Origin of the sequence: Pseudomonas sp. PMCC200344 (assembly GCF_030053095.1) — a bacterium.
In the GTDB taxonomy this organism is placed as follows: domain Bacteria; phylum Pseudomonadota; class Gammaproteobacteria; order Pseudomonadales; family Pseudomonadaceae; genus Aquipseudomonas; species Aquipseudomonas svalbardensis.
In genome coordinates, this window is the sequence record NZ_CP125618.1 from 4,446,589 (window position 1) to 4,462,185 (window position 15,597).

The window sequence follows — 15,597 nt, forward strand, 5'->3', positions numbered from 1 at the left end:
ATTTTTTAGCTGGACAGGAAGTGACCTTGCGGTGGACGCCGATCTATTCAAAAAATCAGGTATTACGCTCTGCCGACTGTAAGCGTCGAGAGTGTTGCGGGGCGCAAAGTAGAGCCATTCATCGGCTCGCCAAGGCTTGTAGAAATACTGGCGAATTTTCCTACGCGGGGAGAGATACAGATTTCGGGTTTTTTCCAGTACAGCTAAGGTTGGGGTGTATCCCCCAGTGCAGCCGGGGATACTCGTGTCCATTCCCAAAGGCATCGCGCCCCACTGGGATTAAGCGTCAGTCTCGCTTGAGGCTCTGATCCAGGCGTGCCATGGCGTGTTGCAATTGATCGACGGCCTCGTCGATCAACGTCGCGCGCCCTTCGGCGCAGGCACGTTCCAGATGTTCGCAGCACTCGATCAAACGTTTTGCACGAACCATCCGCGCACCGCCTTTGATGCGGTGCGCCAGGTCTTGCAGGCGGTGACGATTGCCACTGACGTGCGCTGAAAGCAGATCATCGCGATCGTAGAGGTTGGTTGCGGCCAGTTCGCGCAACAACTGATTGATCAGCGTCCGGTCTTCACCGACGTAGAGCTCCAGGCCGGTCAAGTCGATCTCGGACGTTGCTTGCTCTTCAACCGGCGCTGGCGGCTCATTCACAAATCGGGACGCCAGCCAGGCACTCAAATCGGCCAGCCGGATCGGTTTGAACAGGCAGTCGTCCATGCCGGCTTCAAGGCAACGGATCTTTTCCTCCGGCTGCGCATTGGCGCTAAACCCAAGAATCAGCGTGGGTGGCAAGCCATTAGCGCGCTCTTCATCGCGTATCGCACCCGCCAGTTCATAACCATTGACCACCGGCATGTTGCAATCGGTGATGACCAAATCGAGCTCATGCTCGCGCCACGTCACAAGACCACGCTCGCCATCCTCAACCTCCAGCACTTGATGCCCCAGGTAGCTCAACTGCCGTGAGAGCAACAATCGATTGGCCGGGTAGTCGTCGACCACCAGAATCCTCAGCAGCCGAGTGGCCACCTGCAATCCGCTATCGGCCCGCTCGCAGCAGGCCAACGGTTGCAACGCAATCAGATCAAGGCTGATGTCGACCTGCGTACCCAGCCCAAGGACGCTGTCGAGCTGCAATCGGCCGCCCATCATTTCGCACAGAGTGCGGCTGATCACCAGTCCCAGGCCGGAGCCATTGTGGCCTGACTGCTGGCCGTTACCGGCCTGCACGAACGGGCTGAACAGTCGTTGCTGATCGACCACACTGACACCGATGCCGCTGTCCTCAATACGCACACTGACTGCCAGATGCCCCGACACCCCGGGCTCTACTCGCAGTGTCAGACTCACCTCACCTTCACGGGTGAACTTGATCGCGTTGCTCAGCAGATTGGACAGCACCTGCTTGAAGCGCGTGGGGTCGACTAACACGTCACGATCGCTGTGTTCGGCCAATTCGACCCGCCACTGCAAGTTCTTCTGCCGTGCCAGGCCTTCGAATACCCGGCACACCGACTCCACCAGCGTGCGTAGATTGGCCCGCTCAGGGGTCAGCGACAAATGCCCGGACTCGATGCGGGCGATGTCCAGGATGTCGCCGATCAACGCCAGCAATTGCTGCGCGGCATTGGATGCCACTTCGATGGCGGAGCGATCAGTGAAGCCCTCTTCCGCTCGCTTCAGCGCCAGTTCGAGCATGCCGATCAGGGCATTCATCGGTGTGCGGATTTCATGACTCATGGTCGCCAGAAAGGTGGTTTTGGCGCGGTTGGCATCGTCGGCGGCGTTCTTGGCATCCTGCAATTGCCCGAGCAGTTGTTGGCGTTGAGTGATCTGCCGACGCTGCCAGGCAATCCAGGCCAGTGCGAGCAACAGCAAAGCGCCCGCAGCGGCAAACGCCTGAAGAATGCCTTGGCGATGACGCAGCCAGTAGCTGTCATCGATCACCACATCATTGCTCCAGCGGGCTAACAGCTCATCCATCTCCTGGGGCGAAATGCTCAGCAGTGCCTTGTTCAGAATCGAGTGCAACTCCAGCGCACCTCGGTTGGTGGCCAGAGCGATACGCGCCGGTTCATCACCCACGGTGCTGCTGATCCGCAGACGCTCGCGGTATTGCCGGGTGATCAGATACCGAGCCACGATCAATGAGCTGACTGCCCCGTCGGCCTGGCCCTTGATCACCCATTCCATACCCTGCGCCGGACTCTGCACTTCGACCAGACGTACATTGGGCGCCCGAGCGCGGATGAACCCGAGCAACGGATGACCGCGATAAATCGCCAGGCGTTTACCAGCCATGTCATCGAGGGTCCTTGGGCTTCCCGGGGGGGTCGCACTGACCAGTACAAACGGATTGTTCAAGTAGGCCCGAGTGAAACGCAGTTCGACTTCGCGTTCGATACTGGGCGTGACCACAGGTAACACGTCGATCTTGCCGTCCTTGAGTTGCTGGATCTGCTGATCGAGGGAGTTACCCCGCTGCACCTTGAAGGTCAAGCCGCTGCGCTGGCTGATCAGCGTCAGCAATTGCGCAGTCAACCCGCTGAGTTGTCCCTGGGCATCGTAAAAAGTCAGCGGTGCAAAATTCTCGATGGCACCGACTTCCACCGTCGGATGTTGATCCAGCCAACGTTGTTCACTGGCGCTCAAACGTACTCGCTCTTGACCCGCCATGTTGGCTCTGCCGGCACTCCAGCGCTGTTCGATGTCCGTGCGCTGATCCATGGGAATCGTCGCCAGAGCCTTATCGACAATGCTTTTCAGACGTGGGTTACCCCGGCTGAAGGCAAAGCCGAACGGATTGGCGTCCAGGCCGGAAGGTCCCACCAGGCGTACGTTACTGAGGTAGTTGTTATTGATGAGGTAATTGGCGCTGATGAAGTCCCCGAGGTACACATCATCGAGCCCGAACGCCACCGCCCCGATCGCGTCGAGTGCCGAGGGGTAGCGTTGCAAGCTCGCATCGGGATAGAAGGCTTCGACAGTCTGCGCCTGCAGATAGTCATCGACCATGGCGATGCGTTTGCCCGCGAGGTCGACGGGCATCCAGTCGTCCAGGCGGGTAACCAGCATCGGCTGATCTTCGGCATAGGCACTGGATCGGGTCAGCTCGGGGTCAGCCACCTCGAAGTTGTTGGACGTGCCGAGCAGATCCAGATCATCGCGTTTGAGCGCATCCATGGCCGCCTCGCGCGTGCGATAACGAAGCACGTCGATTTTTACGTGCAACAGCTGCCCCAACAGTGCGGCATAGTCTGCGGTGATGCCTTCCAGCTCATCAACGTTACGCGTGATCTCGAACGGCGGGTAGTCCGGCCCCGACACCCCGAGGCGCAAGACTCGTTTGCCACGCAACCACTGCCAGTCTTTTTCATCCAGCTGGACCTGATACCCCTCCACCGCGGAACGCCCCAGCACATGCAAAAGCGTTGGCTCATCGGCCGCCGTCACCGGGGCCCCCAGTCCACAGAACAGCAACAGAGCCCACAAATAATCGCGCATGATCGGGCTCACTCAGATCAGGTGATTACGCTTGGCAAAATCCCTCAGATACACCGCCGATTCCACGTTGAGTTTTCCAACCAGACGGGTCTTGTAGGTGCTGACGGTCTTGTGACTCAAGTGCATGATTTCAGCGATCGCCTTGTTACTGATGCCCCGGGCCAGATGCTGAAAGATCGTCAGTTCCCGGTCGGAGAGTTTATCGATCAACTGTTTTTCACTCAGTTGTATCGAGTTCAGCGACACCGACGCCGAGGGTAGCTGGGCGAAATAGGTGTAACCGGCCATCACGGCTTGCACGGCTTTGTGCAAATGCTGCAAATCATTGGTCTTGGCGACATAGGAAGCTGCGCCGGCGTGTATGCAACGATCCTGATAAAACATAGGTTCCTGGGACGTGAAGACCAGTACTCGGCAGGGCACCCCACTGGTCTTGATCCGCGCCAGTACATCCAGCCCGTCGAGCGAGGGCATCAGCAGATCCAGTACCACCAGATCAGGCTTGTGTTCGCGGATCTTCGGCAAGACCTCATTACCACTCGCCGCTTCGTATATCTGCTTGAAACCCTCCTGCACCAGTATGATTTTGACTGCGGCGCGAACCACCGGATGATCGTCCACAATCAGCACTGACTTCATGGCAACTCCCTGTGCAACAAAAACGACGATTGAGCAACCAATGCCCATAAGCTCGGCCCGGCCCGGTTGAACGTACTGGCTGCGCAAAGACCTTTGCATGGAAACCCGGGCGCAACTACCTGACAGAAATGACAGTGCCGACAAACGGTAGACTAGGATCGATGATCGCCATCAGCCGCTGAATGGATGCCAGATCAGGCAGCATTGCGTGGCTCACCTCAACCATCTGTTGAACGCAGGCAGGAATGGGAGGCAGTTGCGCCTGCTGAACGTCATAGATCAAGGCGTGATGAACCTGTTGGTTATCAAGAAAAAAATCGAACAGGTTTAACGCCCCGCTTGCCAGCGAGGCATTCATGACCACCAGATCAAATGGCTCGCAACCGTATTCGACCAGGGTCAACAGCTCTTCAAGGCTGTGTACCGGTGCTATCCGGTAGTAGTCGAGTTGATTGAACAGTCGCTCGACCTTCATGCGGTGAAAATGCAACTCGTCGGCGATCAGGATACGTAAGGCTTTGTTCGACAACGTGGGCCCCCAGGAGAGTGTCAGATTCGTGAGGGCGCAAGGCTACGGAAGACCCGTCGAGCTTTCTGTAGGACTTTTCCTAAAAACCGCGCTCTTGTCCGGTAACTTGGGAAGTTAAAGTCCAAAAACCGTCCGAACACAGTTCTTCTTACATTTGGCAGCATTACTGCCAGCCAAACCGGCAAATAAAAAATCCTTTCACCGCCTGCGTCAGGCCCATGTACGCCAGCAAAATCACCGGCAGGAACACGAAGTACAGCGACGGCAGCGCCTGTAATTTGAAGTAGTGCGCAAGCGCTCCCATCGGCAGGTAGATGCCAACGACCATGATGATTCCAGTCATCACCATCAGTGGCATCGCTGCGCGACTTTGCAGGAACGGGATTTTCGGTGTGCGGATCATGTGCACGATCAGCGTCTGGGTCAGCAGCCCGACCACGAACCAGCCGGACTGGAACAGGGTTTGATCGTCCGGGGTATTGGCGTCGAAGACGTACCACATCAAGGCAAACGTGGTGATGTCGAAGTTCGAGCTGGCGGTCATTTTGATGTACTTGAGCATGTTGGCGGATGCCGTCGCCCATGAAACCGACCACATGACCGTTGCCCTTGAACAAACGCACGATGCGTTCCTTGTGGGAGCGAGCCTGCTCGCGAAGGCGCCATTACAGGCGCCGAAAATCTTAGCTGGCAGTCGCCAACAGTAAATCCATCACCGACCGGCCATGCCCACGTGCCTTGCCATGGTCATACAACGAACCGGCAATCTCATCGGCGCGAATCGGCAGGATCGACAGCAAGGTGTCGCTCAAACCGTGGCTGGCCTGACAGAAGCCCTGCATATAAATGCCAGCCTTGCAGCGCTCGTCAGTGATCAGTTTGTAGTTGCGATCGACTTCGAAATCCCCCAGGTATTGCTCCAGCGGCGCCAGCAGTTTGCGGTGCATCTGGCGCTCATAACCGGTGGCAAGCACCACGGCGTCGTAATGACGGGCCGTGACTTCGCCGGTGGCGTTGTTGCGCACGGCCAACTCGATTCCGCGCTCGGTGGCGGTGGCTTTTTCGATGGTGGTCAGGGTACGGAACGCATGGCGCGCGATGCCCGAGACTTTCTGGCGATAGAAGATGCCGTAGATGCGTTCGATCAGGTCGATGTCCACCACCGAATAGTTGGTGTTGTGGTACTCGTTGACCAGACGCTCGCGCTCGCTGCTCGCCTGCTGGAACACCAGATCAGTGAACTCTGGCGAGAACACTTCGTTGACAAACGGGCTATCGTCCGCCGGCTTCAGGGCCGAGCCACGCAGGATCATGTCCACCTGCACCGACGGGAAGCTGTCGTTCAGATCGATGAACGCTTCCGCCGCGCTCTGCCCGCCGCCGATGATCGCAATGCTCATCGGCTGGTTGTTCACGCACGGCTGCTTGGCCATCTGCACCAGGTACTGGGAGTGGTGGAACACCCGGCTGTCACCCTTGAGCGCCTTGAAGGCTTCGGGAATGCGCGGTGTTCCGCCGGCACTGACCACCACCGAACGGGCGGTGCGAACGTGCTGCTGACCTTGGGTATCGCGCGAGATCACCCGCAGTGCTTCGACCTGCTGGTTGTGCAGCACCGGCTCGATGGTCAGCACTTCTTCGCCGTAGCGGCTCTGCGCTTCAAATTGCCCGGCGACCCAGCGCAGGTAATCGTTGTACTCCATGCGGCACGGATAAAAGGTGCCCAGGTTGATGAAGTCCACCAGACGGCCGTGGTGCTTGAGGTAATTGACGAACGAGTACGGGCTGGTCGGGTTGCGCAGGGTCACCAGGTCCTTGAGGAAGGAGATCTGCAACTCGCTCTGGGTCACCAGGGTGTTGCCGTGCCAGCGGTAGTCGGCCTGCTTGTCGAGAAACAGCACATCCAGCTCGCCCTGGCTCGGCCCGCGCTCTTGCAGAGCGATGGCCAGCGCCAGGTTCGAAGGGCCGAAACCGACGCCGATCAGGTCGTGAACGATGGGCGATGCAATTGCCTGTGTCATTTCCAGTGTCCTCTGGATGAACCCCTCAACAAGGGGAATAAGCCTAAGTGACCTGATGCAGGACAGCAGGTCGTCTGTTGAGTAGGAACGAGGACAATGAAAAAAAATTTAGCGAGGAGGGATCAATGGGCGTCCCACTGGCGCATCCGCACCCGGCAATGCTTCATCGCATTGACGATGTGTTTCTCCACCAGAGCCCGGGAAATGCCCAGGTGTTGGGCGATCTCCGGGTGCGACAGGCCATCGATCTTGCGCAGCAGGAAACTCTCGCGGCACAACCGTGGCAATTCCGCCAATGCACGCTGGAGCATCTCCAGGCGTTGACCGTGATCGAGGCTGTGATGAGGGGATGGGGTGAAGTAGCGCTCTTCGTTGTCGAGCACTTCCAGCGATTCGACCTGACGCAGGGCATTGCGCCGATGGTCGTCGATCACCAGGTTGAGCGCGGTGCGATACAGAAACGCCCGAGGCTGCTCGATCGGCGTGTCGCTGGACCGCTCCAATACCCGCAGATAAGCGTCATGCACCACATCTTCGGCCACCTGACGGTTGCCCAGCTTGGCGTTCAAAAAGCACACCAGCTCGCGATAGTAGTTTTCCAACATGACTCCCGGCCGCAGGGGTGCGGTTTCTATCCTTGAGCCAGATCGTCGACCGCCGAAATGGGCAGTGGCACGATAGTGGCAGTTCGAGGTGCGTAATTTATAGTAATTCTCATATAGATTTAAAGTATTGCTTCACCTTGCCCGACAAATAGTCTTGAACCTGTGGGAGCGGGCTTGCTCGCGAAAGCGGTGTGCCATTCAACTTTTATGTCGACTGACACGCCCTCTTCGCGAGCAAGCCCGCTCCCACAGTTTGATTGTGTCGACAGCTAAATTCCCCGGTACCTTCCTCGTTTACAAGACAGCTCCCCGTCTCTGTCGCCCGTTTTTGCGCACAGATTGAACGACGGGCCGATATTCATTGGCCGGAACCCTGCATGAAACGTCCCCGACAGACCCGACGCGCCCTGCTTGTAGCACTTTGTCTGATCCCCGTTATCGCCGTCGCCGCCTGGCAGATCATCCCGCCCGGTCGAGACCAGTTCGCCACCGTTCAGGTCACCCGCGCCGACATCGAAAGCAGCGTCACGGCCTTGGGCACCCTGCAACCTCGACGTTATGTCGACGTCGGTGCCCAGGCGTCCGGGCAGATCCACAAGATCCACGTGGAAGTCGGCGATGTGGTGAAGGAAGGCCAGTTGCTGGTTGAAATCGATCCGTCCACGCAACAGGCCAAACTCGACGCCGGGCGTTTCTCCATCGAAAACCTCAAGGCGCAGCTGCAGGAACAACGGGCGCAGCACGACCTCGCCCGGCAGAAATTCCAGCGTCAGCAGAACCTCAAGGCCGGTGGCGCCACCCGCGAAGAAGACGTGCAGACCGCCGAGGCCGAACTGCGCGCCACCCAGGCCCGCATCGACATGTTCCAGGCGCAGATCCGCCAAGCCCAGGCCAGCCTGCGCAGTGATCAGGCGGAACTCGGCTACACGCGAATCTATGCACCCATGAGCGGAACCGTCGTCGCGCTCGACGCTCGTGAAGGCCAGACCCTCAATGCTCAGCAACAAACACCGTTGATTCTGCGCATTGCCAAATTGTCGCCGATGACCGTCTGGGCCGAGGTGTCGGAAGCCGATATCGGTCACGTCAAACCCGGTATGACGGCCTGGTTCACCACCCTCAGCGGCGGCAACCGTCGCTGGAACAGCACCGTGCGGCAAATTCTGCCGGTGCCGCCCAAGCCGCTGGACCAGACCAGCCAGGGCGGCGGCAACCCGTCCAGTTCGAGCAAAAGTGGCAGCGCTCGCGTGGTGCTCTACACCGTATTGCTCGACGTCGACAACGCCGACAACGCGCTGATGGCGGAAATGACCACGCAAGTCTTCTTCGTCGCCGAGCAGGCAAAAAACGTCCTCACCGCGCCCATCGCGGCCCTGCAAGCCGGCACTGGAGCGGACAACCAGACGGCACAAGTCGTCGCCAAAAACGGCCGCATCGAGCAGCGCGACGTGCGCACCGGCATCAGCGATCGCCTGCGGGTGCAGATCCTCGACGGCTTGCAGGAAGGTGATCACCTGCTGATCGGTCCGGCCGACGGGAGTGGCGGCTGAATGCTGACGCCCCTGATCGACCTGCACGACATCCGCAAAGCCTACGGCGGCGGCGATTCACCGGAAGTTCACGTACTGCGCGGCATCGACCTGTCGATCCATGCCGGGGAATTCGTGGCGATCGTCGGTGCCTCCGGCTCCGGCAAGTCGACGCTGATGAACATCCTCGGCTGCCTCGACCGCCCGACCTCGGGTGAATATCGCTTCGCCGGGGAAAACGTCGCCGCACTCGACAGCGACGAACTGGCCTGGTTGCGCCGCGAAGCCTTCGGCTTTGTGTTCCAGGGTTATCACCTGATCCCGTCCGGCTCGGCCCAGGAAAACGTCGAGATGCCGGCCATCTACGCAGGCTTGCCGGCCGCCGAACGCCACGCCCGCGCAGCCGCCCTGCTCGACCGCCTCGGCCTGGCCTCGCGCACCGGTAACCGTCCGCACCAACTCTCCGGCGGCCAGCAACAACGGGTGTCCATCGCCCGCGCCTTGATGAACGGCGGCCACATCATCCTCGCCGACGAACCCACCGGTGCCCTCGATAGCCACAGCGGCGCCGAGGTCATGACCCTGCTCGACGAACTGGCGAGCCAGGGTCACGTGGTGATCCTCATTACCCACGACCGCGAAGTCGCGGCCCGGGCCAAACGCATCATCGAAATTCGCGACGGGCTGATCATCAGCGACAGCGCCCGGGACAACCCCGAAGCACAAACCTCAGCCAGCCATGGCGCGCTGCAAGCGGTGGACTTACGCAAGCGCCTGACCGAAGGCGCCGAAGCCACTGGCGCCTGGAAAGGTGAACTGGTCGATGCGGTGCAAGCTGCGTGGCGGGTGATGTGGATCAACCGCTTTCGCACCGCACTGACCTTGCTCGGGATCATCATCGGCGTGGCGTCGGTGGTGGTCATGCTGGCCGTCGGTGAAGGCAGCAAGCGTCAGGTGATGGCGCAAATGGGCGCGTTCGGCTCCAACATCATTTACCTCAGTGGCTCGTCACCGAACCCGCGAACGCCGCTGGGCATCGTCACCCTGGATGACGTCGCGGCGGTGGGAAGCCTGCCGCAAGTGACACGGATCATGCCGGTCAACGGCCAGGAGGCCGGGGTGCGTTTTGGCAACCTCGACCACTTGAGCTACGTCGGCGGCAACGACACCAATTTCCCGGCGATCTTCAACTGGCCGGTGGTGGAAGGTAGCTACTTCACCCAGGACGATGAACGCAACGCGGCGGCCGTCGCAGTCATCGGCCACAAGGTGCGGACCAAGTTGCTCAAGGACGTCGCCAACCCGATCGGCCAGTACATCCTGATTGAGAACGTGCCATTCCAGGTGGTCGGGGTGCTCGCGGAAAAAGGCGCCAGCTCCGGTGACTCCGACAGCGACGACCGCATCGCCATCCCCTACTCCGCCGCCAGTGTCCGACTGTTCGGCACTCACAACCCCGAATACGTGGCCATCGCCGCCGCCGATGCGCGCAAGGTCAAAGAGACGGAAAAAGCCATCGAGCAGTTGATGCTGCGCCTGCACAACGGCAAAAAGGATTTCGAACTGACCAACAACGCGGCGATGATTCAGGCCGAGGCACGCACGCAAAATACGCTGTCGCTGATGCTCGGCTCGATTGCCGCGATTTCGTTGCTGGTGGGCGGCATCGGTGTGATGAACATCATGCTCATGACCGTGCGCGAGCGTACCCGTGAGATCGGCATCCGCATGGCCACCGGCGCCCGCCAACGCGACATCCTGCGCCAGTTCCTCACCGAAGCGGTGATGCTCTCGGTAGTTGGCGGGCTCGCCGGGATCGCCCTGGCGCTGATCGTTGGCGGCGTACTGATCCTCAGCGAAGTCGCCGTGGCGTTCTCCTTGATAGCGGTGCTCGGCGCCTTCGGCTGCGCCCTGGTCACCGGTGTTGTCTTCGGCTTCATGCCGGCCCGCAAAGCTGCCCGACTCGACCCGGTCACGGCCCTTACCAGTGAATGATCTCTCCATGAAGCCGACACTCAGCCTGCTGACCCTCTGCCTGTTGCTCGGCGCCTGCGGCAGTCCCCCCCAACGCCCGGACAGTGGGCTCCAGCCGCCCGCCGCCTGGCAATCGCCACACACTCAAAGCGCTACTCGCAGCCACCTGCAATGGTGGACGCAGTTCGGCAGCCCGGAGCTTGATCGCCTGATCGAACAGGCGCGGGTCGGCAGTTACGACCTGGCCGCCGCCATCGCCCGGGTGCGTCAGGCGCAGGCTGAAACGGTCGTTGCTGGTGGTTCGCTGCTACCCGAGGTCAAGGGTGCCCTGAACGCCAATCGGCAAAAACTATTGCGGGGCAACGGCTACAGCCAGCTCGATGCCGACAGCGACAACAAGGCCGTCGATTACTTCAACGCCAGCCTCAGCGCCAGTTACGAAATCGATTTCTGGGGCGGTCAAAGCGCTTCCCGTGAAAGCGCGCAATTCGGTTTGCAGGCGAGTGAGTTCGATCAGGCGACCGTGGAATTGACGCTGCTCAGTGGTGTCGCCAGTACCTACGCGCAGACCTTGTCGCTGCGTGAGCAAAGTCGCATCGCCGAGTTGAATCTGGCGAACGCGCAAACTGTATTGAAGCTGGCGCAGACGCGTTTTGACTCAGGCTCGGCAACCGCGCTGGAACTGGCGCAGCAGAAGAGCCTGGTCGCCGCGCAACAACGACAATTGCCGCTGGTGCAGCAACAGGCTCAGGACGCACAGATCAGCCTTGCCGCCCTGCTCGGCCGGCCGGTGCAGGAGTTGTCTTTGGGTCAGGAACGCTTTGATCAACTGTCATGGCCAACCATTGGCGCTGGGCTGCCCAGCGAGCTGCTCAGCCGTCGCCCGGACATTGCCCGCGCCGAAGCGCAATTAGCCGCCGCACAAGCCGACATCACCGTCGCCCGCGCCGCCATGTTGCCGGCTGTGACCCTGAGTGCAGAAATCGGCTCCGGTGCCGACCGCGCCGCCGACATCCTGCGCAACCCCTTCTACAACCTCACCACCGGACTGCTCGCACCGGTCTTCAACAATGGTCGCCTGAGCGCCGAGCGCGACAAGGCCACAGCCCGTCAGGAAGAACTGCTGGAGACGTACCGCGGGGCGATCATCAATGGTTTTGCCGATGTGGAAAAAGCCCTCAACAGCATTCGCGGTCTGGACGAGCAGCGGCAGTGGCAAGGTGAAGAACTGAACCAGGCGCAGACCGCGTTCAACATTGCGCAAAGCCGCTATCAGGCCGGTGCCGAGGATTTGCTGACGGTGCTGGAGACACAGCGCACGCTGTATGCGGCGCAGGACTTGAATGTGCAACTGCGGTTGTCGAGATTGCAGGCGAGTATTGCGTTGTACAAAGCGCTGGGTGGCGGGTGGCAGGCGTTGTAATTTCTGTGTCTATTCGGCCGCCTTCGCGAGCAAGCTCGCTCCCACACTGGACCTTTGTTCGCAGGACTAATGTGGGAGCGAGCCTGCTCGCGAAGAACGATAACGCGGTCTTATTGATTAACTGGTAATCGGCTTGGCCTTCAAATGCCGTGCATACCAAGGCCGTTGCGGCACCTTGCGGAATAAGTCCGCCAATTTCTTCTCGTCATCACCAAAGGTAATCCGCAACGCCAGCTTCATGGTTTCCGGGTCCATCTCCACCGACTTGTCGGTCTGCAACCCCGGCGTAGTACTGCAACCATGGGTGCTCGGGCCGAGCCACGGGTCGTCGATCTCGACCCAACGCCCAGGCGCAAACCACGCCACGCCATTGACCTCGAGCCGACTGACCTCCCCCGGATGAAAGCGCTCGTGCGCACGGAACCAGTCTTCCAGTCGATCATCGATCCAGCCATGGAAATGCCAGAACACCGGGTTCACGTGGGACGAAAACGGATCGCCGAGAAAGTCGTTTTCCGGCGCATACCAGCGCGCGGAAAAGTCCGACGGATCCCGGGCAAACGGCACGGGTTGACCGTTGGACAGATCACGCGGCACCGAGGCCCAACGCATATGCAGCCAGTCGTGCAGCCCCAACTCCACCTCCGAACCGAACTGACCCAAGGTCAATTTCGACAGGTAACGCGGATCGCGGTACTGCGATTCCCAGACCTGGAAATTGCTGTGGTAGGTCTCGGCGGTCTTGATGTCGCTGACCCATTGCGAGTACTCGGCATCGTCGTCGGCCAGCCAGGTCGGCGGCAGCGCAGTACCGTCGTGGTTGTCGAAATAACGGGCGAACCCAACGCGATCACGCGCCAGTTCCGGCTGCGGCAGCGGGAAGTGCGACCAGGACGGCAAGTCTTGCAGGGAGCGCGCCTTGCCGAGCATGTGCCGGTGCATGAAAAAGAAATCCACACCCGAGCCGTTACGATCCTTGCGCGCGCCACGGGCATCACGCTCCTTGTCTCGCGGGCCAGGCTGCCAGCCAATGCCGCGCAGGGCGCCGCGCTTGTCTTCGGACAGGGTGTGCCATTTGTCCCGGGAGGCATGCCAGAGCTGGTGAAACAGCCGATGCTCCGGGGACACCAGCCAGGCCAGCAGCGTCGGGTTGAGACCGGTGCGCTCGCGGGCTTCGGGGAACACGCGTTTGACGGCAATGAAGCGATTGTCCTGGGCCGTCAACATTAACGGACGATCCAGATTCAACACGCGACCACTGAGAGTGCCGCTGCCAGCGTTGCCGAAACCGGCCCAGACTTCGTCCAGCAACAGGCTGAATTCATAATCCGCTGCGCCGCTGGCGCTGAGCAGTCGCCAGCTCAATTGCGCCGGTTTGGTGCCGGCCAGATCGCCGAGTACCCGGTAACGCGGCATTTCGTTCGAGCGCAAACGCTCGGCGGTGTCGAGGAACCCGCTCAAGCCGCGACCTTTGTGGCCGATGTCGAGAAACACCTCCAGCCCGTCCCTTGGCAGGCCTTCGATACCGGCGTCATGACCTTCGAAACGGATCTGCCAAACACCGCGCAAGGTGTTCGCCAAGTGCTGGCCAGCGACATCCGCGACATCGAACGAAGCTTCGCCGGGGGTGATCGTCGGATCCGCCTTCGTCCATTCACGATGCCCATAAAAGGCCGCAGGCACGGCGGCGCCGGTCAGCGCCAGGCCTGCCATGAACCATCGTCGAGAAATCGTCATTGCCCTACCTGTGTCAGCCATGAAGCAGGCTTTATCCAAGCTAGAACGTTTGTTGCCTCCAAAAATTTAAAAGCTTCGTCGGAACGCCGCCCGGAGCAAGCCTGCTCCCACATTGGACCGAGGCGTACACAGATCAACTGTGGGAGCGAGCCTGCTCGCGAAGAGGCCGGCACAAACACTAAATTCCTTGGCCAGCCACTCGTTCTTCCCAGATAGCAAAGGCCCCTGCGCCTGCACCCAACGGCGAACCTGACTGAGACGGCAATGACAAAACCACGTTCGAAAAAGGCTCTTTACATCGGCCTGCCGCTGGCCCTGGCGATCAGCGCCAGTGCAGGCTTTGCGGCCTGGGATTACGGGTTCAAGGACAATCCCGGCTACCCGGTCAAGGTGATGAAACAGGCGGATGAGCTGCACGAGCGAATCCTCTCCTTTGACAGCCACGTCACCGTCCCGCTGGACTTCGGCACCGCCGGCAATGAAGCGGACAAGGACGGCACCGGGCAGTTCGACCTGGTCAAGACCGGGCGCGGACGCCTGTCCGGTGCAGCCCTGACGATTTTCGGCTGGCCGGAAATCTGGAACGGCGCCAACGCCCCGCACCGCCCAACCGCCGGTTTCGTCGACGAAGCACGGTTCGAGCAGGAAACCCGCTACAAAATCATCAGCACACTGGTTCGCGACTTCCCCAATCAGGTTGCCATCGCCTACACCCCCGACGACTTCCGACGCCTGCATGGCGAAGGCAAGTTCGCGATCTTCATGAGCATGCTCAACGCCTATCCGCTGGGCAACGACCTGAACGCCCTGGACAAGTGGGCTGCCCGCGGCATGCGCATGTTCGGTTTCAGTTACGTGGGCAACAACGCCTGGGCTGACTCATCCCGGCCGTTGCCGTTTTTCAACGATTCCCGCGACGCCCTCGGCGGCCTCTCGGAGATCGGCAAGCAGGCCGTGCACCGCCTCAACGACCTCGGCGTGATCATCGACGTTTCACAGATGTCGACCAAGGCGTTGGAGCAAGTTGCCCAGCTGAGCCGTGCGCCAATGGTCGCTTCCCACTCGGCACCGCGAGGGTTGGTAGACATCCCACGCAACCTCAGTGATCAGGAAATGCAGCTGATCAAGAACAGCGGCGGCGTGGTGCAGATTGTCGGTTTCCCGACTTACATCCGCCCGCTCAGCCAGGCCACCCAGGACAAACTCAACGCCCTGCGCGCACGCTTCGACCTGCAACCGTTGCAAGGCCTGGAGATGGCGCTGATGCCGGGGGACCCGGTGATCACAGTCTGGTCCGAGCAACGTTTCGGCGAGTACGCCAGTCAGCTCTACGCCATCGTCGACGAGGAGCCCAAGGCCACGCTCAAGGACTACGGCGACGCGATCGACTACGCGGTGAAGAAAATCGGCATCGACCACGTCGGCATCAGTTCCGACTTCAACGATGGCGGCGGTCTGAACGGCTGGAAAGACGTCAGCGAGGCACGCAACGTGACGGCCGAGCTGATCAGTCGCGGCTACGGCGAAGCCGATATCGCCAAGCTCTGGGGCGGCAACTTCCTGAGGGTCTGGGACCAGGTGCAGAAGTCTTCCAAGCCTGTGGCGAAAAATTGACCCCCTCTTTTGCAAAAGCGA

Annotated in this window: 10 protein-coding genes and 1 pseudogene; 4 read left to right on the plus strand and 7 right to left on the minus strand. The window is 60.3% G+C overall.

The window, feature by feature from the left end:
• Positions 1-286: 286 nt before the first annotated feature.
• The 6 genes and pseudogenes from QFW87_RS20435 to QFW87_RS20460 all read right to left on the minus strand — a co-directional run bounded on the left by QFW87_RS20435 (position 287) and on the right by QFW87_RS20460 (position 7,299).
• Positions 287-3,505, minus strand: coding sequence for a transporter substrate-binding domain-containing protein (locus QFW87_RS20435; RefSeq protein ID WP_283188713.1), 3,219 nt, complete (start codon positions 3,503-3,505; stop codon positions 287-289).
• A 12-nt stretch (positions 3,506-3,517) separates the two neighbouring features.
• Positions 3,518-4,144 (minus strand): response regulator transcription factor, encoded by a 627-nt coding sequence (locus QFW87_RS20440; RefSeq protein ID WP_283188714.1) that lies wholly within the window; start codon positions 4,142-4,144, stop codon positions 3,518-3,520.
• Positions 4,145-4,259: 115 nt separating this feature from the next.
• A complete protein-coding gene (locus QFW87_RS20445) occupies positions 4,260-4,673 on the minus strand; it encodes a response regulator (RefSeq protein WP_283188715.1) in 414 nt (137 codons plus the stop codon).
• Between the two features lie 163 nt (positions 4,674-4,836).
• Positions 4,837-5,314 (minus strand): annotated as a pseudogene (locus QFW87_RS20450) (cation transporting ATPase C-terminal domain-containing protein); the annotation flags it as partial.
• Between the two features lie 42 nt (positions 5,315-5,356).
• Complete coding sequence (locus QFW87_RS20455) at positions 5,357-6,694, minus strand: SidA/IucD/PvdA family monooxygenase (protein WP_283188716.1); 1,338 nt, start codon at positions 6,692-6,694, stop codon at positions 5,357-5,359.
• Between the two features lie 122 nt (positions 6,695-6,816).
• The gene (locus QFW87_RS20460) at positions 6,817-7,299 is read right to left on the minus strand and encodes a sigma-70 family RNA polymerase sigma factor (protein WP_282378534.1); all 483 of its coding nucleotides are present in this window, start codon (positions 7,297-7,299) and stop codon (positions 6,817-6,819) included.
• A 377-nt stretch (positions 7,300-7,676) separates the two neighbouring features.
• On the opposite strand from QFW87_RS20460, the gene QFW87_RS20465 reads away from it, so the two are divergent.
• The 3 genes from QFW87_RS20465 to QFW87_RS20475 are packed head-to-tail and all read left to right on the plus strand — an operon-like array spanning position 7,677 to position 12,225.
• On the plus strand, positions 7,677-8,849 hold the full coding sequence (locus QFW87_RS20465) for an efflux RND transporter periplasmic adaptor subunit (RefSeq protein WP_283181053.1): 1,173 nt from the start codon (positions 7,677-7,679) through the stop codon (positions 8,847-8,849).
• Positions 8,850-10,823 carry a MacB family efflux pump subunit gene (locus QFW87_RS20470; protein ID WP_283188717.1) on the plus strand — a complete coding sequence of 658 codons (1,974 nt, stop codon included), beginning with the start codon at positions 8,850-8,852 and terminating at the stop codon, positions 10,821-10,823.
• 7 nt (positions 10,824-10,830) lie between these two features.
• A complete protein-coding gene (locus tag QFW87_RS20475) occupies positions 10,831-12,225 on the plus strand; it encodes an efflux transporter outer membrane subunit (protein ID WP_283188718.1) in 1,395 nt (464 codons plus the stop codon).
• A 117-nt stretch (positions 12,226-12,342) separates the two neighbouring features.
• On the opposite strand, the gene QFW87_RS20480 is transcribed toward QFW87_RS20475, so the two are convergent.
• Complete coding sequence (locus QFW87_RS20480) at positions 12,343-13,962, minus strand: PvdJ/PvdD/PvdP-like protein (RefSeq protein ID WP_283188719.1); 1,620 nt, start codon at positions 13,960-13,962, stop codon at positions 12,343-12,345.
• 264 nt (positions 13,963-14,226) lie between these two features.
• Between QFW87_RS20480 and pvdM the strand changes: the two genes are divergently transcribed.
• Complete coding sequence (pvdM, locus tag QFW87_RS20485) at positions 14,227-15,576, plus strand: pyoverdine-tailoring dipeptidase-like protein PvdM (RefSeq protein WP_283181057.1); 1,350 nt, start codon at positions 14,227-14,229, stop codon at positions 15,574-15,576.
• Positions 15,577-15,597: the final 21 nt, after the last annotated feature.